Origin of the sequence: Bacillus benzoevorans, assembly GCF_014207535.1 — a bacterium.
Classification (GTDB): domain Bacteria; phylum Bacillota; class Bacilli; order Bacillales; family Cytobacillaceae; genus Bacillus_BD; species Bacillus_BD benzoevorans.
In genome coordinates, this window is the sequence record NZ_JACHGK010000007.1 from 49,653 (window position 1) to 74,287 (window position 24,635).

The following is a 24,635-nucleotide window of genomic DNA, read 5'->3' on the forward strand; positions in this document are numbered from 1 at the left end:
CCGGTCGAAGTTTAGAGGTGGTAAGTAATCCATTCGTGTTAGGAAGTTTCCAGCCTCGACTTCCCTCTCTAAAACCGTAAAAGAATACCCTTGTCCTCATCATTACTTTTAATCATATATTATGTACTGTATTATAGACATTAATGAATTGAAAATCAAGAGGACATATCTTTTTTCGTCGAAAGAGGGCAAAATCTGTCTTTCATTTCCGTAAAGGCGTTTATCGGTTTACAAATCACCCTTTCTTCAAAAATATTCCGGATTGTGCGAATAAGCGGCTGTTCTGTATCATTTGTATACAAATATATATTGGATGGTGCAATGGACAGCAGTGGTGCGATCGTCACTGAATCAACATAAACCGGATGATTGATTAAGAGCCTCCGATCGATCATCCCGATTAAATCGCCCCGCTTCATTTCGGCAAAATGTTCATTAAAAAAGGTGATGCCTTCATCACAGAGCAGATGAAGCTTCGGTTGTTTCGGAGACCTCTCACGCAAGAAATCTCTTAATCTTTGAATAAAGACCTGGTATTCCTGTTCCATTTTGTATTCATCAAGTGATAATTCTACATATTTCTCCAATTCATTGATAAAGGAACGCAGCCTGAATTTAATAAAGTGATCAAAAGAAAAAACAGGCTGTTCACGGAACCATTCATGAATTAAGATAAACAGTCGTTCCTGCAAATTCATTTGCGGTAGAAAAGCATTTAGTTCATCATTTTTCCCCTCTAGTATAGAATGAACAATCTCAATAATTTGCTGCTGTTCCTCTTCATCACGATAATAATAAGCGGCAAGGATATTCTTCAGCCAATCATTCAATTTCACCTTCATAATGAAATGGCATAGTCCTGTTTTCGTCCAGCGAAACAGTTCATCTTTCCTGCTGTGCGTATTTCTGCCCCTAACTATATGTGAATCTTCGCAATGAAGCGTATATTCCCCAATTGATTTATCCGGTAATTGCTGCTGTAAAAAAGAATACAGCGATTGTGCATCCTCTTTTTGTCGGAAATGGATTTCAATCAACTCAAATCCCTCCTTATATATCTATGCTTATATATATATGGAGAACTTGGTCAAATTAGAAGTAGATGGGGATCAAAAAAATGCAGCTGTCACGCAACAGCCGCATCAATGTCGCCGATTTCTTCCTTCCACCAAAACCGGTTCAGCTAAATATCTGATTCTTTCCATAATCCTGCGGGCTTTTATCTTTTCTTCCTCGCCACGCTGACTATAGGTTAGATGGTGCTCAAGCCCTTGAAAATCTAAATTCGAAGTGAATACTGTCGGTTGGTTTTCAAGCATCCTGAACTGCAGGATTGGACCAAGGATTTCATCCCTTACCCAGCTTGACATTGTCTCCGCGCCAATGTCATCGAGCATCAGAACTGGCTCTCTTTTAATAGCTTCCAATTTTTCATTCAGGGTCGAATCACCAATCGAACTTTTTAATTCACGGAATAACTCCGGAACATAGACGATCATAGAGGAAATCTTATGTTTAGCTAACTCATTTGCAATCGCTCCGAGAATATAAGACTTTCCTACACCAAACTCACCATGAAAATAAAGTCCTTTGGTCGTAAGTCCTTCCTTGCAGTTCATGACAAAAGCAAGTGCTTTTTTTATTACTTCAGCTCTTTCGCTCCTGTCCATCACTTCAAAAGAAGCATGTAAAATATCTTTTGGAACATACAGACTTTTAATTAACTTTTCATTTTTCCTTTTTTCTTCATCCATCAGTTTTCTGGGACATTTATCGTAATGAACTTCAATAGAGCCCCTTGAGAAAACTAATTTCGGATAGTACCCCTGCATTAAGTTCTTGCAATTTTCAAGGCTTTGACAGTGATCACATTGGATACTTTGATTCCCAAATTCATGTAATTTCATTAAATTTTTTTCAAGCAAATCATTTGTGATTTCATCTTGATGTTCATTTAGAAATGCCTTTACATAGGGATTCATTAAAATTTCTGCTCGCATTTGTCGATATTTTTCTTGAAAGCTTTTATTACCGGCTAAACGCTTTAAGGTCTCATTAATTCTCTCCATCCTTTTGTCCACCTCCTATGAACGCAATTTTTTCAGCATTTCTTCTATTTCACGATTATCTTTTTCAATTTCTTCAGCTGTTTTTGCCGCTACACTCTTTTCTTTCGCTTCATTTTTATCTTCTTTATCAAACCAGTCGGGCAATACTTCCGTACGAATCGGTTTCTTTTTATAATTTCCTGACTTTGTGGTCTTTTTCTCTTTAGCCCGCTCTATATATTGACGGCGATTTTTTTTGGCTAATTCCATCGCTTCTTTAACGGTTTTAATTTCATTCCTTACCCATTCACCAGCAATTACTTCAACTAGACCTCTTGGTAATTTCTTATCCGCTATTCGCAACACATTATCAATTAAGACATTCACAACACCAGGATTTAATTTTTGACCAAACATGACATCTTCAATTATCTTCATTTCTGCTTTAGCAGGCTCAGCTCCTCCAGAAATGTCCTTTAAAAACTGTAACGGTGAAGTAGTATCAAAGTAACGAATCAATTTATCCTCTTGAGTTTCCGGTTCTTGTTTCGAAGATTGATGAATGACTGGTTGTGTTCTCTCAATCAAGGAAGGCAGCTGATCATAGTGCTCAAATTGATACCAATCCCGCGCGGATTTTCTTAATTCCTCGAGATTGATCTTATTATCCTCGTCAATCGCACTAATGACAATATTCTTCATTTGAATGGGATCGATCCCATATAAGAAGGCTAAATTGCTAATGACTTCTCTTACAGGCTCCGTAAAAGCACTGCCGGAAATTAAATTTTCATGAAGCCCGGCAAATAGCAGATCGAAATTAAAATCAGGCGCTTCTGCTTTAATATTTTTCGGGTGCTGCCTGCCAATATAGGAATACTCCTGCTCCATTTCAATATCCTGTTTCATTTCGTCACTGTAGGAAAAAGCACTAGGATGGAAGGAAGTAAATACGTCTTGAAAGGCCTTTGTGACCTGCTTGTAATCTGAATCTTGCATCGTCTGGTCACTAAAGAAGCGTTTGACCCGTGCAAATTGGGCTTTGCCTATTTTGCGATATAAATAGATGTTCAGCATCCCGTCTAATAAAAATTGTTCCGGTGTCAGAGGCGGCTGAAGTTCATAGACAAACGACCGTATATCCTCATCCTCTTTCACATAGGTTTTCAAAAGACCAATGCCCTCCAGCTTTAAGCGGCTGTTATAAATCGCTTGCAAATTCATGTCCATAAAATTCATTAAACTGTGATGTGAATGTGATTCAGACCATAAGCGGTTTTCTTCCAGTTCCGCCCATAATGTCAGATAGAGACTTAAGGTCATGGCACCAATCAGCGGCTGATATAAAAAGGTGAGTACTTTTCGATCATAATCATGTAATAATCCATTGGCAGTGACGACATAGCGATCAATTGGTAATAATTCTTGCCAATGTTGTGTCATGCATGTCAACCTTTCCATTCAATATTTCAAAAAAGAGCTAAAGAAACCTTCAGCTCATCAGGATTGTTCTTTTTTAATTAATTCTTTTAATTCCTCAATAAACACATTAATATCTTTAAATTGTCGATAAACGGAGGCGAAACGAACATATGCCACTTCATCTACTTCAGCAAGACGGTCCATGACCATTTCACCGATGACTTCGCTTTTTACTTCTGCACCGCCCTGGTTCCGTAATTCCCTTTCAACCTCTGATGCGATGTTTTCCAATTGGTTTAAAGAAACAGGTCTTTTTTCACATGCCCTGATTAAACCGCGTAACACCTTTTCGCGGCTGAATTCCTCTCTAATTCCTTCCTTTTTCACAACAATCAGCGGTATTTCTTCCACTTTTTCAAAGGTAGTGAAGCGATAGCCGCACTTTTCACATTCTCTTCTTCTGCGGATCGCTCTGTAATCATCAATTGGGCGGGAATCGACAACACGAGTATTATTATTTTGGCATGAAGGACATCTCATATAATCAACTCCGACTTAAATTTCCTTTCTTCTATCTTATTAAAAAGAATGAAGCAGTACAAGTATTCTAAAAAAAATAAAAGAGGTGCAGATTGTGCTGCACCTCTTTAAAGACAGGCCTACTATATTTAATTAACCTGCATTTACTGTCGAAGATTTATAAAGCTCAGATGCCACGTATTTCACTAAATCTACGACACGGCATGAATAGCCCCATTCATTATCATACCACGCAAGAACCTTTACCTTTGTGGCACCAATGACCATTGTTGACAATCCGTCAACAATAGCTGAGTGTTCATTTGTATTAAAATCAACGGATACTAAAGGCTCATCCGTAATATCGATGATACCGTTTAATTCGCCCTCTGCTTCTTTATTAAATACTTCATTAATTTCTTCTTTTGTGACTTCACGCTTTAAGTCTACAACTAAGTCCACTAAAGAAACATTAGGAGTTGGCACACGAAGAGACATGCCATGCAATTTTCCTTGTAATTGCGGCAGTACAAGGGCAAGTGCTTTAGCGGCTCCAGTTGAAGTTGGAATAATAGATTGAGCGCACGCACGTGCTCTTCTTAAATCCTTTTTATGCGGATTATCGATATTATTTTGGTCATTCGTGTAGGCGTGAACAGTCGTCATTAATCCATTCTCAATACCAAAATATTTATCTAGCACTTTAGCAACAGGCGCTAAACAATTCGTTGTACATGAAGCATTCGAAATGATATCATGTTCCGCTATATTAAGCGCTTCCTGATTAACACCCATAACGATCGTTACATCCTCATTTTTACCAGGTGCTGTTAGTACTACTTTTTTCGCTCCGGCATTTAAATGAAGCGCTGCTTTATCGCGGGCATTAAATTTTCCGGTTGCTTCTATGACAATATCAATATTTAATTCTTTCCAAGGCAGTTCTTCCGGGTTACGGTTGTCTAATAATTGCACACGTTTCCCATTCACAACAAGTACATTCTCTTCAGCTCTCACTTCGCCGTTAAATCTGCCATGAACAGTGTCATACTTTATTAAATGAGCAAGTGTTTCTGCCGGATAGCTGGCATTCACCGCTACTATTTCAAGGTTATCATCAAGAATCGCTTTTCTAAAAACCATTCTTCCAATTCTTCCAAAACCATTAATCGCTATTTTCGCCTTCATGCTTCGGCTCCTTCCACAATAACGTTATACTTTTTTCGAGTTGCTTTCGTAATTAGTATAACACATTAACCTCCACTTGTGACAACATAAAGTTCATTTTCACTTCATTTTTAGTGTTATCTAAAATTCATGAGTGATATTTAAACAGATGCCCATCTCTTCAGTACAGCACACGTTATGTTTCACCTCAGAACAAAGGCAAAAAAAAAGAGGCTCAGTCCTCTTTTTTCTCCTCGAAGCCCCATTCCTTTAGTATTCTGTACAGCTGCACACGCGTTTGTTCCGGTGTTCCTGAATTATCGATTACCCGATCGGATAAGATACGTTTTTCTTTCAACGGCATCTGCGACTGGATGCGTGATATGGCTTCTTGTTCAGAATATTGGTTGCGTTCCATTAGGCGCTTTAATTGCGTCGTTTCATCCACATAAACTAAAAGTGAGCGATCTACCAGATTCGTTAATTTACTTTCAAAAAGAAGCGGGATATCCATGATAAGAATCGCTTCGTTTCTCGCCGCTGCCGCTTCTTTCTTCGCATTCATCCGTTCTCTGACTGCCGGATGAACTATCCCGTTTAATACCATTCGCTCTTCTTTATTATTAAAAATAATTTCACCTAACTTGGCCCGGTTGATTGTACCATCAGCAAGAAGAATACCTTTTCCAAAATGCTCAATAATTTGGTCGTAGGCTTTCTCACCGGGTTCAACCACATCCCTTGATTCCATATCTGCATCAATGACTGTAATCCCCTGCTCCTTACACATATTTGCAACCGTACTTTTACCACTGGCAATCCCGCCGGTTAATCCGATAACTAAAGTCATAAACTGTTATTCCTTTCTTTACTGCGGCTAAAATCGCAGTAATCCTATTGTGATGAGCAAAATTCCAGGTAAAAATGATAGTTTTTGCAGCCAGGAGATTTGCGACAAATACGCCCCCATCCTCATCCCCAGGAAAACAAGCAATGAGCTTAATACAGCAACAGACAGAGCCAAATACAGTGGTGATAATCCCAGCATGACGGCCCCTATTCCTGCCCCAAATGAATCTAATGACAGAGCCAGACCAAGCATAAACGCTTCCAGACCTGTAATCGTCCCGGATTGGTCAAAGTCAGCACTCATTGGTTTTCTTAAAATATGAATGACAAGTCCAAGCGACTTTATTTCTAAATTGACAATCATTTTCTCATGCAGCAGCACATCTTTTTCTTTGTCAGGACGGAAAAATTGATAGATAATCCATCCGCCAAGGGCTATTAATATGATACCGCCTATTTTTTCTGCGAGTTCGGGAGAGATAAATCGCTGTATTAAATGGCCGATAAACATAGAAATCATTAAGGTAACAGCAGAGCAGCAGGCGATAATCATAATCGACTTAAAAGGAATTCGCATTTTCCTTAGCCCATAAGTAAACCCGACACTGAAGCTGTCTAAACTGACAGATAAAGCTAATAGTAAAAGTGTGAGTGAGAATGATTGTAACATTGACTTAGGCTCCTTCCTCATAAACAACTACATTAGTCTATGAAGAGAGCCTAATATTTGTTAATCAATTCTTCCCGGCACTGCTTTTTTGGCAAATCGGGCAAAAAACAGTGCCTCTGCCGCCGACAACAATTCTTTCAAGTGAGGTCCCGCAAACGTTGCATGGTTCTCCTTTTCGCCCATAAACATTATGTTCTAATTGGAACATTCCCATTTGTCCCTGAGAATTTACGTAGGTTCTGACAGTGCTGCCTCCCTTTTCCACTGCCTCTGATAAGGTCTTAATGATTTGCTCATAAAGCAGCTTTCCTTCTTTTTCTAACAGGGACTGTGCAGGTCTTTCCGGATGGATGCGGGCTTTAAATAAAGCTTCATCCACATAGATATTGCCAAGTCCCGCCAGTACGGTTTGATCCAGCAGCACTGATTTAATCGCCCGCTTTTTCTGCGATAACGTTTGGAAAAACGGCTGAAAATCAAATTGTCCGCCCAAAGGCTCCGGACCAAGCTGCGATAGAGGGAGTACATTGAATTCCTCCCCTTTACGATACAGATGCATCGTGCCGAATTTACGGACATCGCGGTAACGCAGTTCTGTTCCATCATTAAAATGAAATATGACATGGGTGTGTTTATCCACTGGTTCACCTGATTCAGTCAGTAAGTACTTCCCTTCCATCCTCAAATGAGAAACCAGTGCAAAAACCTCTGTATAAAATATCAGGAATTTTCCTCTTCTATCAATATTTAAGATTGTTTGTCCGCATAATGCATCGGCAAACTGTTCAATTTCAGCCGGATGCTTAATGATTTTAGGCCAGGATATCGTTACTGCGCTAATTTGTTTATGCAGCACCAGCTCCCGCAGCGTCCGGACAATCGTTTCAACCTCAGGAAGTTCAGGCACCCCATCCCCCTCCTTTCAATACAGTGTCCGCTTCATGCGGACATTTGTCTTTTTTTCGGTGCCTGGCACCGATTTTACCATCGATTTATTTGGCGTCAAACCAGGTTGGACCGTAGGCGTAGTCTACTTTTAACGGCACTTTTAATTCAACGGCATTTTCCATGACTTCCGGAACAATGAGCTTTAATTTTTCAATTTCCTCCGGTGGTGCTTCGAAGATCAATTCGTCATGCACCTGCAGTAACAGACGCGTCTGAAGCCCTTCTGTTTTCAGGCGCTCAGCCATGTCAATCATCGCCTTTTTGATGATATCTGCTGCACTGCCTTGAATCGGAGTATTCATCGCTGTACGTTCAGCAAAGCTCTTCAGATTAAAGTTGCGGCTTGTAATTTCAGGCAGATATCTTCGTCTATGTAGCAATGTTGTCACATAGCCTTTTTGCTTGGCTTCCCGTACGATGTCTTCCATATAATCCTTTACTTTTGGATAACTTTCCAAATAACGGGTTATAAAATTTCCTGCTTCTTTCCTTGTGATTTTTAAACTTTGACTTAATCCGTAATCGCTAATGCCGTAGACAATACCGAAATTAACTGCCTTCGCATGGCGGCGCATATTGGAGGTCACTTCATCCTTTTCAACATGGAATACTTCCATCGCTGTCTTTGTATGAATGTCCATTCCTTCCTTAAAGGCCTGGATAAGTTTCTCATCACCGGCTATATGGGCAAGGACACGCAGTTCAATTTGTGAATAATCGGCAGCAAATATGACCCACCCCGATTCAGAAGGAACAAATGCCTGGCGGATTTTCCTTCCTTCTTCCAAGCGGATCGGTATATTTTGCAGATTTGGATCGGTAGAACTTAACCGTCCTGTTTGCGTTAATGTCTGGTTAAAAATCGTATGAATCTTATCCGTTTTCGAATTCACTACCTTTAAGAGCCCTTCAATATAGGTCGACTGCAGCTTCCCTAGCTGGCGGAAATGTAAAATTTCGGCGATAATTTCATGGCTCTGCTCCAGTTGTTCCAAAACGTCTGCGGAAGTGGAATAACCGGTTTTTGTTTTTTTAATGACTGGCAGTCCCAGCTTTTCAAAAAGGATAACACCCAGCTGTTTAGGAGAATTGATATTAAACGTTTCTCCCGCCAATGAATAAATATTCGCTTCCAATTGCGCCAGCCTGCCCTTTAATTCTTCGCCCATTGCGAGAAGCCGTTCCCGATCCACTTTCACTCCCTGTGATTCCATGTCTGCAAGAATAAGTGACAACGGCATTTCAAGGTCATAAAACAACTCCAATTGATGATTGCTTTTCAATTCCTCCTGCAGCTTTTCCTCAAGCTGGGATAAAACGAGTGCTTTTCGTACAAGATGCGGAGCAAGAAGCTTTTCTTCCGGAACACTCCGCTTGGCACCTTTTCCATAGAAAACATCATCACTTTGAACATCAGAAACACCATATCTTTTCGCTATCGAGGCAATATCTTCAATGGTCTCTGACGGATCCGCAAGGTAGGAGGCAATTAATAGATCAAAGCTGACACCGCTTAAATGAATCCCGTGGTGACGCAGGACAACCTCAGAACGTTTCGCATCATAAACAATCTTTTTCTTTGTTTCATCCTCTGCCCATGCCTTAAAAATGGGTGAATTCAAGGCTAGTGAATGGGAGATAAAAAATGCCCCTTTTTCATTAACAAGCGAAAAGCCAAGAATATCCGCATAATGATAGTTATCTTCGAGCACTTCTACATAGAAGTAGGATGGACAGACAAGGATTTCTTCCTTTATTTCCTCAACCATTGCAAAATCGATATCTTCTAATACGGCATCATCCGCCGCCGCTTCATCTGGATCGTCTATTTTATTTAATAAAGATTGGAACCCCAGCTCCTTAAATAGGGCAATAAGCTTTTCTTTATCATATTCTTTGAACTGGATATCTCCTATTTGTACATCAACAGGCGCTTCTCGCAGAATAGTGGCCAGTTCCTTACTCATGATCGCCTGTTCTTTAAATTCCGTCAGTTTTTCTTTTAATTTCTTTCCGCTTACTTGATCAATTGATTGCAAAAGTTCCTCCACTGTGTGGAATTCCTTTAACAATTTGATGGCAGTTTTTTCGCCTACCCCTGGTACACCCGGTATATTATCAGATTGGTCTCCCATTAATCCCTTCATATCAATAATTTGCTGCGGCGTTAATCCGTACTTTTCCTCAATATGTTCAGGCGTGTACACTTCGATATCCGTAATGCCTTTACGGGTAATCCCAACCGTTGTCCTCTCCGAACTCAACTGGGTTAGATCCTTATCACCTGAGTAGACCTTGACTTCATAGCCTTCTTTTTCAGCCTGTAAGGACATCGTGCCAATAATATCATCCGCCTCATAATTCTCTAATTCATAGCGCGGAATTTGAAAGGCATCCAATAATTCACGAAGAAATGGAAACTGCTCTGACAGTTCCGGTGGAGTCTTTTGCCTTCCCCCTTTATACTCGCTAAACGTTTGATGGCGGAAGGTCGTTTTCCCGGCATCAAATGCCACCAGCATATGGGTTGGTTTTTCTTCCTCAAGAATTTTGAGCAGCATCATCGTAAATCCATAAACGGCATTCGTATGTATTCCTTTTTCATTATGTAAAAGCGGCAAGGCAAAAAAAGCCCGGTAAGCAATACTATTGCCATCAATCAGCACTAATTTTTTTGACAAACTAAACACCCTCTTCAGTATTAAATTGGCAAATCTAAATCTATCCTTCTTATTTGAACGCCATAATGGTAATAGATGACTTATAAGGACTATTAATTAAGTGCAGAAAAACTCCGTTATTTCCTCCCCTAGTTTATCATGAGTAGACTAGGAAAGGAAAATAACGGCGGTTATTTTGCCCAAATAAAAAAGACGAAAGCAATTAGCTCCCGCCCTTTTTATTTGGCTCCTTGGATGAAGGGGTATTTCATTTATGATTATAACAACCTATTGTAAATAAAGCATAAACGGTATGTTAATTAAATGTAAATCATACCCCTTCTAAATCCCTAGCCAAGTGGAAATTTCTTCATTAGTTCGATGGTAAAAGTTGTCCCCTTGCCCACTTCGCTGTCAACGGTCACTTTTCCTTTATGAACTTCTAATATGTGTTTGACAATAGCAAGTCCCAGTCCTGTTCCTCCAGAAATTCGATCTCTCGCCTTATTCACACGGTAGAATCGTTCAAAAATTCTCGGAATTTCAGCTTTTTCTATTCCCATACCCGTATCCTTAATTTGAACCTTGATTTTATGCGGCGCTTCTTCCACTTCCATTGTGACACACCCGCCGCTGGAAGTATAAATTAAGGCATTTGAAATAATATTGATGAAAACCTGCTTTAAGCGATAGACATCCCCTTCAAGAATGACCTCATTACTATGCGGACTAAAGATCAAATGGATTCCCTTTTCTTCTGCTTTTCCCGCCATAAGTGTGATGACTTCATCAAGCGAATGAATCAAATTGAATGACTGAATAGAGAGACGGAATCCTTCATTCTCAATTTTAGATAACTCCAAAAGGTCATAAATCAAGGATTGCAGTCTGTCGCTTTCCTTAAGAATAATATTTAAAAAGGCCTCCAGCGTTTCCCGGTCTTCCATTGCACCATCTAATAATGTTTCGGAAAATCCTTTAATCGATGTAATCGGTGTTTTAAGTTCATGAGAAACATTGGAGACAAAATCCTTGCGCATTTGCTCCAATTTTTTGATCTCAGTTATATCGTGGAAAACTAACAGAATTCCTTTCCAGACATCATTCGTACCGATAATCGGAACACCATACACTTCAAAGTGACGCCGTTCAATTTTTAACGGAAGAATCACCTGCCGGTTTATCTTTTGCTCCGTCATAAATATTTCTTCAATGATTTTACATATTTCTGCATGCTCAATCACTTCATAATAAAGTTTATAATGATTTTCCGCCTGATTAACATCAAAAATTTCCTTATATGTCCGATTAATCAAATTAATATAGCCGCGGCTGTCAATTAATATCATGGCACTGCCGACATTTTCAATCAACGTTGTCAGCCGGTCATTTTGCATCTCATGCGTTTTCACCATATTTTGCAGATTGCGGGCTAAAATATTAATCGCCACATTCAGCATCCCTGTTTCATCAATTTGATTTTCATACACTCTGGTACGATAATCCCCTTTAGCCAGTTCCATCGCTGCATTCGTTGCCATTTCAATCGGTTTGGTATACCTGGTCATAATTTTATAGCCTAAGAGGACAATCGCAATTAATGCTAACGCAAAACTAATGGTTAGAATCCACCATATTTGCTGATAGGCGCTTTCGATTTCTTTTAATTGTGTGCTGAAAATGACAAATCCTTCTTGTTTGCCATTAAACATAATAGGTTCCCAATAATAATATAAGTCCAGACCCGGCAGGGAATTAGAATCATTTACGTATGTTTTGTCCTTTTCCGTTATTCCTTTCATAATGGACAAATATTCTTTATCCGAAATATTGTCAATGTCACCCTTGCTGTCCTGCACAATATGCCCTTTTGCATCAACAATGGCTATTCTCACTTTTAATAAGTCACTGAAATCATTCACTTTATTCTGTTCAATTTTTTGAATCCCGCCTATTTCTTCAATATAGGTAGAAACAAGGACGCTTTCCTTTTCAAAACGGTTTCCAATGACCTCTAGATAATAGCTTTTAAATAGCTGACCCAGCATAAGTCCAAGAACAACCATAACAAGTAAAAGGAGTGACATAAGCGTTACGAAAAGTTTCGTTCGAAACGTTGTCATTCTCCTTTTGGCTCCTCTAATTTGTAGCCTAAGCCTCGTATTGTTTTAATATAGGCTGGTTTTTTTGTATTCCGTTCAATTTTTTCACGTAAATGACTGATGTGAACATCTACTATTCTTGTATCGCCGGCAAAATCATAATTCCATACAGCACTTAACAGCTGATCCCTTGTTAATACACGGCCTTTATTTTTTGCCAAATATAAAAGTAATTCAAATTCCTTTGGAGTTAATTCCAAAAGTGAATCTTCAAAATAAGCCTCATATTGTTCCGGATAAATGGTTAAACTGCTGATCGTCATCTTCTCTGAATCGTCCTGGCTTTGCGCTGATGACTCGGACTGAATCTGTGAGCGCCTTAATATAGCCTTTACCCGAGCAACCACTTCCCGCGGGCTGAAGGGTTTTGTCATATAATCATCGGCACCTAATTCAAGTCCCAGCACTTTATCAAATTCATCATCTTTAGCTGTCAGCATTAATATCGGTGTGAAGTTCTTCTGCTGCCGCAGGTGTTTACATACTTCCACTCCATCCATTTTTGGCAGCATGAGGTCAAGCACCACTAAATCCGGTTTCTCTGACAATGTGAGATCCCTGCCTTCTTCTCCATCCATTGCCGTGATCACTTCATAACCTGCCTGACGCAAATTATATTGAAGTAATGTCAGAATTGACTTTTCATCATCCACTATAAGCACTTTTTTTACCATACAAGCCTCCGCTATCCAAATAGTTTTTCCCCTTCTATCTCAGAGCACTTATATTATTACTATACACTAAGCGGACATTAGAAACATCTATTAACATGTTAGAATTTTCCCCTAATGAAAAAACACAACTTACCGCCCACCATTTCAAAACGGCTGGCTGTACTTTAACGATCATCTACTAGCTATTTTCCGGCAATAAAAAAATCCAGGGAAGTGTTAATTCCCTGAATTTTCGCAAAACAGTTACGCTAAAACGGCCATAACATTTTTAACCGATTCAACTGAACGGTCTAAAGCTGCTTTTTCTTCATCCGCTAATTCAAGCTGAAGCACTTTTTCAATTCCAGCTCCACCGATGATTGTTGGAACACCAAGATAAATACCACTGTATCCATATTCCCCTTCAAGATAAGCAATCGTTGGCAAAATGCGCCTTTGGTCTTTCAGAATCGCTTCTGTCATTTCAACCAATGCTGCTGCCGGTGCGTAGTATGCGCTGCCGTTTCCCAACAGGTTTACGATTTCCCCGCCGCCTTTACGAGTACGCTCCACGATACTCTCTAAACGATCTTTTGAGATGAGCGTTTCTAGAGGAATTCCTCCTGCATAAGAATAGCGGACAAGAGGCACCATATCATCACCATGACCTCCTAGAACAAATCCAGTAATATCTTTAACAGACAGGTTTAATTCCTGCGCGATAAATGTACGGAAACGAGCCGTATCAAGAACACCTGACTGGCCGATTACACGGTTTTTCGGAAATCCTGATTCTTGGAATACGGTATAAGTCATGGCATCAACCGGGTTTGTTAATACGATAATAATACAATTTGGAGAATACTTTACGATTTCTTTTGTAACGGCCTTCATGACTTTTTGATTTGTTTGTACTAAATCATCACGGCTCATTCCTGGTTTTCTTGCGATACCAGCTGTTATGATTACTACGTCAGAATCTGCAGTGTCTTCGTAATTTGAAGTACCTGTGATTTTTGCATCAAAACCTTGAACAGGGCTTGCTTCAAGCATATCCAATGCTTTTCCTTTAGTTGGGTTTTCCATTTGTGGAATATCCACTAATACAACGTCCCCTAATTCTTTTTGCGCAATAAATAACGCTGTGGTTGCTCCAGTAAAACCACTGCCAACAACAGAAATTTTATTACGTTTTATAGCCATGTTAACCCTCTCCCCTTTATTAATTTACATAAATAAACAATACCAGAAAATTCTGATTATAGGAAGTATAAGATTTTTATAATCAAAATATATCCAATTAAAAAGATAGCCTTTTAAAGTGATTATTTATAGCAAATGGATTTTAGCAAATAAAATAAGCATCCAGTCTTGTTTGACTGGATGCTTATTTTTATCATGCTAAAGCAGCAAAAAGCCTGTTTGCTTCATTTATTATTCCATATTTTTAATTAATTCATCACCGAATTCAGAACATTTAACTTCTGTTGCACCTTCCATTAAACGGGCAAAGTCATATGTTACAACTTTAGAAGCAATGGTTTTTTCCATTGATTTCGTAATCATCTTAGATGCTTCAGTCCAGCCAAGGTGGTCAAGCATTAAGCAGCCGGAAAGAATAACAGAAGATGGATTTACTTTATCTAATCCTGCATATTTAGGAGCGGTACCGTGAGTTGCTTCAAAGATTGCGTGTCCGGATACGTAGTTAATGTTAGCTCCTGGTGCAATTCCGATTCCGCCTACTTGAGCTGCAAGTGCGTCAGAAATAAAGTCACCATTTAGGTTCATGGTTGCAACAACGTCAAATTCGCTTGGACGTGTAAGGATTTGCTGTAAGAAGATATCTGCAATAGCATCCTTCACGATAATTTTGCCAGCTGCTTCAGCTTCTGACTGCGCTTTGTTTGCCGCATCGATGCCTTGTTCTTCTTTAATGCGGTCATATTGATTCCAAGTGAATACTTTATCAGCATATTCTTTTTCAGCTACTTCATAACCCCAGTTTTTGAATGCACCTTCAGTAAATTTCATAATGTTTCCTTTATGTACTAAAGTTACAGATTTTCTTCCTTCTTTCAGAGCATATTCAATAGCTGCACGAACTAGACGGCTTGTACCTTCTTGAGAAACAGTTTTCACGCCGATACCAGATGTTTCTGGGAAACGGATTTTCGTTACACCGAATTCTTCTTGTAAAAGTTTGATTAATTTCTTAGCTTCTTCAGAGCCTTGAACAAACTCAACACCAGCATAAATATCTTCTGTGTTTTCGCGGAAGATAGCCATATCTGTATCTTGCGGGCGTTTTACCGGTGAAGGAACTCCTTCAAACCAACGTACAGGGCGTAAACATACATACAAATCTAATTCTTGGCGAAGCGCTACGTTTAATGAACGAATTCCGCCGCCAACAGGTGTTGTTAATGGTCCTTTAATCGCAATTAGGTATTCGCTAATCACATCTAAAGTTTCTTTTGGAAGCCATTCGCCTGTTTGGTTAAATGCTTTTTCACCCGCTAAAACTTCTTTCCACTCGATTTTACGTTCACCGTTATAGGCTTTTTCAACCGCAGCATCTAATACTCTTGATGCAGCTGCCCAAATATCGGCACCAATTCCATCTCCTTCGATAAATGGGATAACGGGTTGATTTGGTACGTTTAATACTCCATTTGTTACTGTGATTTTTTCTCCTGACATAACTTTTCCCTCCATGATGTCCTACTTAATCATTATCTATTTTTGCCATTATCTTATGACATGCAAATGAAAGGTTAGACGCAAGAACCTCTAACCTTTTCATTACCTACTATATTTAAACAACTTTTTGCATAAAAAGTAAACAATATTTATTAATTTTTTTCACAAATAAAAATACTTTTTACTTTTCTATTGTTTATTTATTATTCCCCACGTGCTTCCACTGAAACATATTTTTGCATTCCAGGACCAGTATATTCTGCACGCGGACGGATTAAACGATTGTGTTCATATTGTTCAAGTATATGCGCTAACCAGCCTGATACCCGGCTTACTGCAAAAATTGGCGTAAACAAGTCATGATCAATGCCTAAACTATGATACATTGAAGCAGAATAGAAGTCTACATTTGGCGGCAGATTCTTTTCTCCCGTAACAATGCTTTCAATTCTAACGGACATGTCATATAATTCCGGTTCGCCTGTAAGTTTTGTTAATTTTTCAGACATTAATTTTAAGTGTTTAGCACGAGGGTCACCTTTTCTGTATACCCGGTGTCCAAAGCCCATAATCTTTTCTTTATTAGCCATTTTCCCATGGATATAGGAATCAACATTTTCAAGAGAGCCAATTTCCGAAAGCATTTTCATAACTGCTTCATTTGCTCCGCCATGCAGAGGACCTTTTAAAGCTCCAATTGCTGAAGTTACACCAGAGTATACATCAGAAAGTGTTGCTACACAGACACGTGCAGTAAAGGTAGAAGCATTCAACTCATGATCCGCATGCAGAATAAGCGCCTTATTAAAAGCTTCCTCTGCAAGGGGATCAGGTTCATTTCCTGTCAGCATATATAAAAAGTTCGCTGCTAAGCTTAAATCCTTTCTAGGAGCAACTGGCTCTAAGCCTTTGCGAATACGGGAAAAAGCTGTCACAATTGCAGGTAATTTTGCTTGTAGACGAATAGCTTTGCGATAATTAGCGTCTTCATCCATTAAGTCTGCTTCCTCATCATAAAGGCCAAGCAAAGAAACAGCTGTTCGAAGCGCAGCCATTGGGTGAACTTTATTAATTGGATACATTTTGAAGTGTTCAATTACTTGCGGCGGAAGTTCAGTATTTTCTGCAAGCTGCTGTTTTAATTCATCTAATTGCGCCTTAGTTGGCAGCTTTCTGTGCCATAAAAGATAGATGACTTCTTCAAAACTAGCATTCTCAGTTAGATCATCAATGTTGTAGCCGACATATGTCAATGTGTCATCAATGATGGAACTGATTGACGAGGATGTTGCTACTACCCCTTCGAGACCACGTGTTACTGTCATATAGAATCCTCTCCTTAAAAAATATTTTCCCCATGTTCAAATGTCTGTATTAAAGAAAGAATGAATATTTATTAAATATCAGATAGAATTTTCTGACATCTACTCAAACAAACTTGATATCTATTTAATAAAATCGGCTGCGTATTGGCAATCGATCACAGACCATGTGAAAATCTACTGGGTAAAGAAAGTTGAGCGAGTGTTCAATTGAAAGCAAAAAAAAGAAAATGCTTACATTTTTATAACTAATTATATTGTTAATAAAGTTATTTCAACACAAATATTATTATAAACAATTATCAGACTTTTGTGAATGGCAACAAATTTAAAACAGTAAAAAAGTCATGCATTTTAAGCAAATTATTTTACCATCTCAAAAATCTTCATCGCGCAATAAGCAATTCCCGCTCCAATCAAAGGACCAACCGCAACCCCTTTAAATAAAGAAACGGCTAATATCGTTCCTAAAACGAGGGCAGTGGTGATTTCAGGATCTTTAGATAGGAGATTAACGCCTCCCTTAGCTAACAGCGCTACCGCCATCCCTGAAATAAGAGCTATCCATGCAAAAGGGGATTTAAAGGAAGCCGCTAAATCTTTGAAGCCAATTTCACCGCTCGCAATCGGAGCTAATACAGCGATAGTGATTACTGTAACACCCCAATTTATTCCTTTTGTTTGCAGAAAAGAAAATAGCTTGGTCTCACCCCCAGCTAATTTCAAAACCATTAAAACGGCTACGGCAAACATGAGTGATTGATTCTTGGCAATAAAACCAATTGCCAATAAAAGCAATAAGAAAATTGTTGCTTGTGATATCAACGGAAATTCTCCTTTCTGTTGATACTTTATTATTGTATCACAACTTCAAAAGTTCAAAAAGTTTTATCTTTAAAAACATCATTATTAATGTACCTTTATCTAGCTAAAATAACCATATATTATGAAACATAAGTGAATCTTTTTTCTATTTTTTGCGTATTAAAAGGTTATCATGACCGTGCAGAATATGATAGAATCAATTTTCTAAATATTTTATATTAAACAGGTTTCATAGATTGGAAAAAGGAGGTATTTACCATTGAATTATGTATATCTTAATCGAGCACTGCGATTCCTCTTTGTCCTTGGTATAGCTGTTTTCTTATTAATTGGGGCATTTTACCTTTCGAAAATAACCTATCCATTCCTGATTGGACTCGCCATCGCCCTTTTCATTAATCCGCTTGTTAATTTTTTTCATAAAAAAACAAAAATGCCCCGCTCACTTGCCGTCATCATTGTCTTAATTCTTGTTTTTTCCATTTTTGCCGGTGCCATTACTCTATTGATTGCAGAAATTGTCTCAAGCACCGACCAGCTGGCAAGAATTGTACCCAAACAGCTGGATACACTGATCAGTTACATCGAGCATTTTATTGCAGCACAGATTATCCCGTTTTACAATCAGATTACCAATTTATTTGATCACTTAGGAAGCGGGCAGCAGGAAACGATTTTGAAAAACATCCGGAATGCCGGAAGTGTCATTGGTGCTACACTCGGTGATTTTATCCAGCGTTTTTTCAAATTCATTCCAACGATTATTTCTTGGTTTCCGAACGCTGCATCTGTCATCATCTTCTCATTATTAGCGACCTTTTTTATCAGCAAAGATTGGGCAAGACTTTCCGCTAAAGGCAGACATCTTGTCCCTGCCGTTGCTAAAAAGAGCAGCCAATCCGTTCTTCTTGAACTAAAAAAAGCCTTATTTGGTTTTATTAAGGCGCAGTTTACCCTTATTTCACTAACAACCATTATTATTCTAATCGGATTGCTTATACTGCGCGTAAATTATGCCGTTACCGTTGCTCTTATAACCGGGCTGGTTGATTTACTTCCATACGTAGGCACAGGACTCATTTTTGTGCCCTGGATCATTTATGAAGCCATTACAGGTGATATAGGACTAGCAATAGGACTAGCTGTTCTTTATATGATTGTGATTGTACAAAGACAGTTAATCGAGCCGAAAGTATTATCCTCCAATATCGGACTCGATCCACTGGCTACATTAATAGCCTTATTTATTGGTTTTAAATTAATCGGTTTTTTAGGTCTCATTATCGGTCCTGTTACACTCGTCATCCTTACGACATTGCATCGAGCAAATGTATTTCGGGATATATGGGTCTTTATAAAAGGAAAAGAAACGCCGCAGTAAAGCTTTAAGCCTCTTTATAAGTCAGCTTAAGTACCGAAACAAACGTCAGCTATCTATGTGCTGACGTTTGTTTCACTTAGTAATAGTAACATGACTTTTTTGATCGATGATTGAAATTATGAAATCATCGATCTAAGGTTGTCTTTGCAGCATTCTTATTGGCTGATTACAACACACTTGCATGGCCGTTGTAGATGATTCCGCTTTGTGCATCTACGGTAATTTCCTGTCCGTCTTTAAACAATTCCGTAGCATTTGCTACCCCAACGACAACCGGAATCCCGATATTTAACCCGACTACAGCTGCATGGCTTGTTAAACCGCCTTCTTCTGTAATAAGGGCACTGCATTTTTCAATAGCAGGAACGATTTCTTTATCCGTGCCAATGGTGATCAAGATAGTGCCTTCTTTTACTTTTTCAAGTGCCTCCTTGGTACTTTTTGCCACTACAGCTTTCCCGTAAGCTGATTTTCGGCCAATACCTTGACCTTTCCCCAGTATATCGCCGACTAAATGGATTTTCATTAGATTTGTTGTACCTGCTTCCCCAACTGGAACACCAGCTGTAATGACAACTAGATCACCATGTGATACAAATCCGCTGCTTAAACTTTCTGTTACTGCATTTTCAAGCATATCATCTGTTGTCACTGATTTTTGCCCTAATTGTGGGTATACTCCCCAAACAAGGGCCAGTCTTCTTAATACGCAGTCATTTGATGTGACCGCCACAATCGGAGCTTTTGGCCGGTATTTTGAAATCATTCGCGCTGTATAACCACTTTCTGTTGCAGTGATGATGGCATTACAGCCTAAATTTAAAGCAGTATGTGCCACTGATTGTCCAATTGCATCGGTAATGGTATGTTCACTGTCCTTGCTATGTGAGGATAACAATTTTTTATGATCTAAGGCTGTTTCTGCACGTGAAGCAATATTATGCATCGTCTGTACAGCTTCGACAGGGTAAGTACCAGCGGCTGTTTCACCTGAAAGCATAATAGCGTCTGTCCCATCAAAAATGGCATTTGCTACGTCACTTGCTTCAGCACGGGTTGGGCGCGGATTCCTCTGCATCGAATCCAGCATTTGTGTAGCTGTTATGACTGGTTTACCAAGGGCATTGCACTTTTTAATTAAATTCTTTTGCACTAAAGGAACTTCTTCAGCAGGTATTTCTACTCCTAAGTCCCCTCGTGCCACCATTAGTCCATCAGAAATTTCAAGGATGTCATCAATATTATCGACACCTTCCTGATTTTCAATCTTAGGGATAATTTGGATATATGTAGCATCGTTCTCTTCAAGTAATTGCTTAATTTCTAATACATCTGATGGGCGGCGTACAAAGGAAGCAGCGATAAAATCTATCTTTTGCGCAATCCCGAATATAATATCACTTGCATCCTTTTCTGTAATTCCCGGCAAGTTAACGGATACACCAGGTACATTTACCCCTTTTTTATTTTTTAACGTACCTGTATTTAATACATTTACGTGGATCTCTCCGTTTTCCATATCAATTTTTGTGACTTCCAAACCAATTAAGCCATCGTCCAGCAAAATGCTGGCCCCTGGTTGTACATCTTCAATTAAGCCCTCATAGGTCACTGAGAACTTCTCTGGTGTACCTTCCACTTCTTTCATCGAAATGATCGATTGGCTGCCTGACACTAGCTCAATCGCCCCATTAACCATATTGTGAGTTCGTATTTCCGGTCCTTTTGTATCTAAGAGAATAGCAATATTTTTTCCTGTTTTCTTGGAGGCTTCGCGGATATTCTGAATCCTTTGCGCATGTTCTTCATGATTACCATGCGAGAAGTTTAAGCGGGCAACATTCATTCCTGCTTCCATTAACTGCATGAGTTTTTCAACACTTTCACTAGCGGGACCTATCGTACAAACAATCTTCGTTTTTCGCATATCATTTTCCTCCTCGGGGTATTAAAACTTTTTTAAATCGAAAGTTCTTTGGATAATGTGAGTAAATTCAGGTCAATCGAATGATTACCTTTAAATATTTCATCCAGACTGTGATCACTGACCTGGTTATTTTGCATTCCAACCGCTCTTCCGCCTTTTCCTTGTAAAAGCAGTTCTACGGCTCGGGCACCGAGCCTTGAAGCTAATACCCGATCAAAAGCAGTTGGCGAGCCGCCGCGTTGGATATGACCTAAAACCGAAACACGTGTATCAATGTTTGCCAGCTGCTTAATTTCTTTTCCCAGCTCTATACCGCTGGATACCCCTTCTGCAACGACAATGATACTATGCTTTTTCCCCCGTTCTTCCCCTTTTTTCAACCGGGCGCAGATATGCCGGATGTCATCATTATCTTCCGGAATGATAATTGTTTCCGCACCGCCGGCTAGCCCTGACCAAAGAGCAATATCCCCGGCATTGCGGCCCATTACCTCAATGATAAATGTCCGCTCATGTGAATTGGCAGTATCACGGATTTTATCAATGGCATCAATGACCGTATTTAGAGCTGTATCAAACCCAATCGTAAATTGTGTGCAGCCAATGTCATTATCGATGGTTCCGGGTACACCAATACAAGGAAAACCAAGTTCAGTGAGCGCCTTGGCGCCGCGGTATGAACCATCACCGCCAATTACTACCAACCCTTCGATACCAGCATTCTTTAATTGCTGCAGCCCCTTATGCTGCCCTTCTTTCGTTTTAAATTCCTCGCATCTTGCAGACAATAGCATGGTTCCACCGCGATGAATAATATCCCCAACAGAACCTAGTTCCAATTTCCTGAAATGTCCGCTGATTAATCCTGTATACCCTGCGACAATTCCGCAAACCTCAACGTTATGATAAATAGCCTTACGGACAACGGCACGTATCGCTGCATTCATTCCAGGTGCATCGCCGCCACTTGTTAATACGCCGATTTTTTTCATTATTGCCCCTCCCAGTTCTTTCCTTTTAAACTATGTATATAACTAGAATTCGCTTGCTGTCAAAGATTATTATAGGCTAAAGAATACAGGAATATTTCTAAAATAACATGAAGGAACAGGCATCTCAACCGAATCCATGCATTTTAGGTAAAAGGCGGAATTGTGCGTGAAATGAAAACGTTATACCTCGTTCTATTCACTGTAAGGTCTTAATTTTCGGAAATGTGTATTCTGTTACCTGATTTCTTAATAAATAGGCTGTGTTAAAGGTCAATGTTGATTTTTATGTCCCTTGTTGATTGGAGTGGAAGGCACGAAGACTCCCGCGGGAGAAGCGAGACAGACGAGACCCCGCAGACACGAAGTGTCGAGGAGGCTCGTCGGTCGCCCGCAGGAAAGCGAAGTGCCTGGAACGGAAATCAACAATCAAGTTTAACACAGCTAATAAATAAAAAACGTACGATAAAAGTACGTTTTTTATTTTACCCCTGTATAGTCTTTTAATAACGAAACTTCTCCCATTTTCTTATATTTATCATAGCGATGGGAAACAAGTTGTTCCTTGTCCATTTTCATTAACTCTTTTAATGATTCTGTCAGAACTTGTTCAATTCGTGCTGCCTGCTCATGCATATCCTTATGAGCACCGCCCTTAATTTCCGGAATAATTTGATCAATTACGCCTAATTCCTTTAAATCAGGAGCCGTAATTTTCATCGACTCTGCAGCTTGTTTGGCCAAAGCGGAGTCTTTCCAAAGGATCGAAGCAGCACCTTCAGGAGAAATAACTGAATACGTTGAGTTTTCAAGCATATGAATGTAATTTCCGACACCTAATGCCAATGCACCGCCGCTTCCGCCTTCTCCGATGACAATACAAATAACAGGTACTTTTAATCCGGCCATTTCTAATAAATTTTTCGCAATGGCCTCACTTTGTCCGCGTTCCTCTGCTGTCTTTCCTGGAAATGCACCTTTTGTATCAATAAAACAAATGATAGGACGGTTGAATTTATCGGCTTGTTTCATGAGCCGAAGTGCCTTGCGAAAACCTTCAGGGTGTGGCATACCAAAATTTCTGCGGATATTCTCTTTTGTATCTTTACCGCGCTGATGACCTACAACCGTAACGGGAACACCTTTAAATTTGGCAATTCCGCCGACTATAGCGGCATCATCTGCAAATGCACGATCGCCGTGACATTCAAAGAAGTCTGTAAACAAAAGTGAAATATAATCTAAAGTAGTCGGTCTATTGGGATGGCGGGCAATTTGAACCCGATCCCATGGCTGAAGATGATCATAAATTTCCTTTTCAAGCTTCAAGAGACGCCCCTCGAGCTTATCAATTTCAAAAGATAGATCGACATCAGCATTTTTGGTAAATTCCTTTAAATCAGCAATTTTCCTTCTTAACTCGACTATCGGCTTTTCAAATTCTAATTCTCCTGCCACTGGGGTACACCTCCCGGTTGATGAATTTCTAAAATATTTGCCACTTGCTCTTTTAGCTCTAAGCGGGAAATAACAGCATCTACCTGTCCATGTTCTAATTGAAATTCTGCTGTTTGAAAATCCTCCGGAAGCTCTTCGCGAATCGTTTGCTCAATGACTCTTTTCCCGGCAAATCCAATCAAAGCGCCTGGTTCTGCAAGATTGTAATCACCAAGAGAAGCAAAACTTGCTGATACTCCTCCCGTCGTCGGATGTGTCATAATCGAGATGTACAAACCTCCATGATCACTAAACCGCTTTAATGCTGCGCTTGTCTTAGCCATCTGCATTAAGCTTAATATTCCTTCCTGCATCCTTGCGCCGCCAGAGGCCGTAAAAATAATAAAAGGTAGTGAACATTCATCTGCCTTTTCAATTGCTCTTGTTATTTTCTCTCCAACAACAGCTCCCATGCTGGCCATACGAAAAGTTGAGTCCATAATAGCTATCACTGTTTTCATCCCGCCAACGGTCCCAAGCCCGGTCACAACCGCTTCATTTTCTTTGGTTTTTTGCCGGTCCTTTTCAACTTTTTCTAAGTAACCAGGGAATTGCAGCGGATTAACGGAAATCATTTCTCGGTCCATTTCCTCAAATGTACCCTCATCCAGAAATGAATCCAATCTTTCTCGGGCATTCATTGTATGATGGTACCCACAGTGTAAACATACTTTTAAATTTTTAATTAATTCTTTTGTATAGATTATTTTTTTACATTTTGGGCATTTCGTCAAAATACCTTCAGGAACATCCTGCTTTGCGATGGTTGAAGGTATGGCTGCATACTTTTTCTTTGTTGATTTTGTAAATAAATCTTTAAGCAAGGTAAAACCTCCCTTGTTTATTCAATCAATTTAATATATTCCTGTTTTGTGAATATTTGCTGTAATTAT

Annotated in this window: 20 protein-coding genes; 1 reads left to right on the forward strand and 19 read right to left on the reverse strand. The window is 39.4% G+C overall.

Annotated elements, in window-relative coordinates; all coding sequences use genetic code 11:
- Positions 1–155 precede the first annotated feature (155 nt).
- From HNR53_RS11155 to HNR53_RS11225, 15 genes are all read right to left on the reverse strand, one after another.
- The gene (locus tag HNR53_RS11155) at positions 156–1,037 is read right to left on the reverse strand and encodes a putative sporulation protein YtxC (RefSeq protein WP_184525944.1); all 882 of its coding nucleotides are present in this window, start codon (positions 1,035–1,037) and stop codon (positions 156–158) included.
- Positions 1,038–1,142: 105 nt separating this feature from the next.
- A complete protein-coding gene (gene dnaI / locus HNR53_RS11160; RefSeq protein ID WP_184525946.1) occupies positions 1,143–2,069 on the reverse strand; it encodes a primosomal protein DnaI in 927 nt (308 codons plus the stop codon).
- A 15-nt stretch (positions 2,070–2,084) separates the two neighbouring features.
- Positions 2,085–3,491: a replication initiation and membrane attachment family protein gene (locus tag HNR53_RS11165; protein WP_184525948.1), complete on the reverse strand. Its 1,407-nt coding sequence runs from the start codon at positions 3,489–3,491 to the stop codon at positions 2,085–2,087.
- A 57-nt stretch (positions 3,492–3,548) separates the two neighbouring features.
- Entirely contained in the window at positions 3,549–4,010 is a 462-nt protein-coding gene (gene nrdR / locus HNR53_RS11170; RefSeq protein WP_184525950.1) for a transcriptional regulator NrdR, read from the reverse strand.
- 132 nt (positions 4,011–4,142) lie between these two features.
- A complete protein-coding gene (locus tag HNR53_RS11175) occupies positions 4,143–5,177 on the reverse strand; it encodes a glyceraldehyde-3-phosphate dehydrogenase (RefSeq protein WP_184525952.1) in 1,035 nt (344 codons plus the stop codon).
- A gap of 214 nt (positions 5,178–5,391) precedes the next feature.
- Positions 5,392–6,006, reverse strand: coding sequence for a dephospho-CoA kinase (gene coaE, locus HNR53_RS11180; RefSeq protein WP_184525954.1), 615 nt, complete (start codon positions 6,004–6,006; stop codon positions 5,392–5,394).
- Between the two features lie 27 nt (positions 6,007–6,033).
- A complete protein-coding gene (gene ytaF, locus HNR53_RS11185; RefSeq protein WP_184525956.1) occupies positions 6,034–6,675 on the reverse strand; it encodes a sporulation membrane protein YtaF in 642 nt (213 codons plus the stop codon).
- A 64-nt stretch (positions 6,676–6,739) separates the two neighbouring features.
- The gene (gene mutM / locus HNR53_RS11190) at positions 6,740–7,582 is read right to left on the reverse strand and encodes a DNA-formamidopyrimidine glycosylase (RefSeq protein WP_184525958.1); all 843 of its coding nucleotides are present in this window, start codon (positions 7,580–7,582) and stop codon (positions 6,740–6,742) included.
- An 85-nt stretch (positions 7,583–7,667) separates the two neighbouring features.
- Positions 7,668–10,304 (reverse strand): DNA polymerase I, encoded by a 2,637-nt coding sequence (gene polA / locus HNR53_RS11195; protein ID WP_184525960.1) that lies wholly within the window; start codon positions 10,302–10,304, stop codon positions 7,668–7,670.
- Positions 10,305–10,633: 329 nt separating this feature from the next.
- Positions 10,634–12,406, reverse strand: a complete 1,773-nt coding sequence (gene pnpS, locus HNR53_RS11200) for a two-component system histidine kinase PnpS (RefSeq protein ID WP_184525962.1) — start codon at positions 12,404–12,406, stop codon at positions 10,634–10,636.
- Positions 12,403–13,119 (reverse strand): response regulator transcription factor, encoded by a 717-nt coding sequence (locus HNR53_RS11205; RefSeq protein ID WP_184525964.1) that lies wholly within the window; start codon positions 13,117–13,119, stop codon positions 12,403–12,405. Before HNR53_RS11205 ends, pnpS begins: the two co-directional genes overlap by 4 nt.
- A 243-nt stretch (positions 13,120–13,362) precedes the next feature.
- Complete coding sequence (gene mdh / locus HNR53_RS11210; protein WP_184525966.1) at positions 13,363–14,301, reverse strand: malate dehydrogenase; 939 nt, start codon at positions 14,299–14,301, stop codon at positions 13,363–13,365.
- Between the two features lie 231 nt (positions 14,302–14,532).
- Complete coding sequence (icd, locus tag HNR53_RS11215) at positions 14,533–15,801, reverse strand: NADP-dependent isocitrate dehydrogenase (protein ID WP_377802082.1); 1,269 nt, start codon at positions 15,799–15,801, stop codon at positions 14,533–14,535.
- Positions 15,802–16,004: 203 nt separating this feature from the next.
- Positions 16,005–17,126, reverse strand: coding sequence for a citrate synthase (gene citZ / locus HNR53_RS11220; protein ID WP_184525971.1), 1,122 nt, complete (start codon positions 17,124–17,126; stop codon positions 16,005–16,007).
- Positions 17,127–17,486: 360 nt separating this feature from the next.
- The gene (locus tag HNR53_RS11225) at positions 17,487–17,948 is read right to left on the reverse strand and encodes a DUF441 domain-containing protein (protein ID WP_221452302.1); all 462 of its coding nucleotides are present in this window, start codon (positions 17,946–17,948) and stop codon (positions 17,487–17,489) included.
- 259 nt (positions 17,949–18,207) lie between these two features.
- On the opposite strand from HNR53_RS11225, the gene ytvI reads away from it, so the two are divergent.
- On the forward strand, positions 18,208–19,329 hold the full coding sequence (gene ytvI / locus HNR53_RS11230; RefSeq protein WP_184525973.1) for a sporulation integral membrane protein YtvI: 1,122 nt from the start codon (positions 18,208–18,210) through the stop codon (positions 19,327–19,329).
- Between the two features lie 166 nt (positions 19,330–19,495).
- Here ytvI and pyk read toward each other — a convergent pair whose 3' ends face one another.
- From pyk to accD, 4 genes are all read right to left on the reverse strand, one after another.
- Positions 19,496–21,256: a pyruvate kinase gene (pyk, locus tag HNR53_RS11235; RefSeq protein WP_184525975.1), complete on the reverse strand. Its 1,761-nt coding sequence runs from the start codon at positions 21,254–21,256 to the stop codon at positions 19,496–19,498.
- A gap of 32 nt (positions 21,257–21,288) precedes the next feature.
- Entirely contained in the window at positions 21,289–22,248 is a 960-nt protein-coding gene (pfkA, locus tag HNR53_RS11240; protein ID WP_184525977.1) for a 6-phosphofructokinase, read from the reverse strand.
- A gap of 477 nt (positions 22,249–22,725) precedes the next feature.
- Positions 22,726–23,703 carry an acetyl-CoA carboxylase carboxyl transferase subunit alpha gene (gene accA, locus HNR53_RS11245; protein ID WP_184525979.1) on the reverse strand — a complete coding sequence of 326 codons (978 nt, stop codon included), beginning with the start codon at positions 23,701–23,703 and terminating at the stop codon, positions 22,726–22,728.
- Positions 23,688–24,566 (reverse strand): acetyl-CoA carboxylase, carboxyltransferase subunit beta, encoded by an 879-nt coding sequence (gene accD / locus HNR53_RS11250; RefSeq protein ID WP_184525981.1) that lies wholly within the window; start codon positions 24,564–24,566, stop codon positions 23,688–23,690. Before accD ends, accA begins: the two co-directional genes overlap by 16 nt.
- Positions 24,567–24,635: the final 69 nt, after the last annotated feature.

Coding starts and splice junctions, on each gene's coding strand:
- dnaI (WP_184525946.1), bottom strand. CDS start 2,069: ATGGAGAGAATTAATGAGACCTTAAAGCGTTTAGCCGGTAATAAAAGC.
- HNR53_RS11165 (WP_184525948.1), bottom strand. CDS start 3,491: ATGACACAACATTGGCAAGAATTATTACCAATTGATCGCTATGTCGTC.
- nrdR (WP_184525950.1), bottom strand. CDS start 4,010: ATGAGATGTCCTTCATGCCAAAATAATAATACTCGTGTTGTCGATTCC.
- HNR53_RS11175 (WP_184525952.1), bottom strand. CDS start 5,177: ATGAAGGCGAAAATAGCGATTAATGGTTTTGGAAGAATTGGAAGAATG.
- coaE (WP_184525954.1), bottom strand. CDS start 6,006: ATGACTTTAGTTATCGGATTAACCGGCGGGATTGCCAGTGGTAAAAGT.
- ytaF (WP_184525956.1), bottom strand. CDS start 6,675: ATGTTACAATCATTCTCACTCACACTTTTACTATTAGCTTTATCTGTC.
- pnpS (WP_184525962.1), bottom strand. CDS start 12,406: ATGACAACGTTTCGAACGAAACTTTTCGTAACGCTTATGTCACTCCTT.
- HNR53_RS11205 (WP_184525964.1), bottom strand. CDS start 13,119: ATGGTAAAAAAAGTGCTTATAGTGGATGATGAAAAGTCAATTCTGACA.
- mdh (WP_184525966.1), bottom strand. CDS start 14,301: ATGGCTATAAAACGTAATAAAATTTCTGTTGTTGGCAGTGGTTTTACT.
- icd (WP_377802082.1), bottom strand. CDS start 15,801: ATGTCAGGAGAAAAAATCACAGTAACAAATGGAGTATTAAACGTACCA.
- citZ (WP_184525971.1), bottom strand. CDS start 17,126: ATGACAGTAACACGTGGTCTCGAAGGGGTAGTAGCAACATCCTCGTCA.
- pyk (WP_184525975.1), bottom strand. CDS start 21,256: ATGCGAAAAACGAAGATTGTTTGTACGATAGGTCCCGCTAGTGAAAGT.
- pfkA (WP_184525977.1), bottom strand. CDS start 22,248: ATGAAAAAAATCGGCGTATTAACAAGTGGCGGCGATGCACCTGGAATG.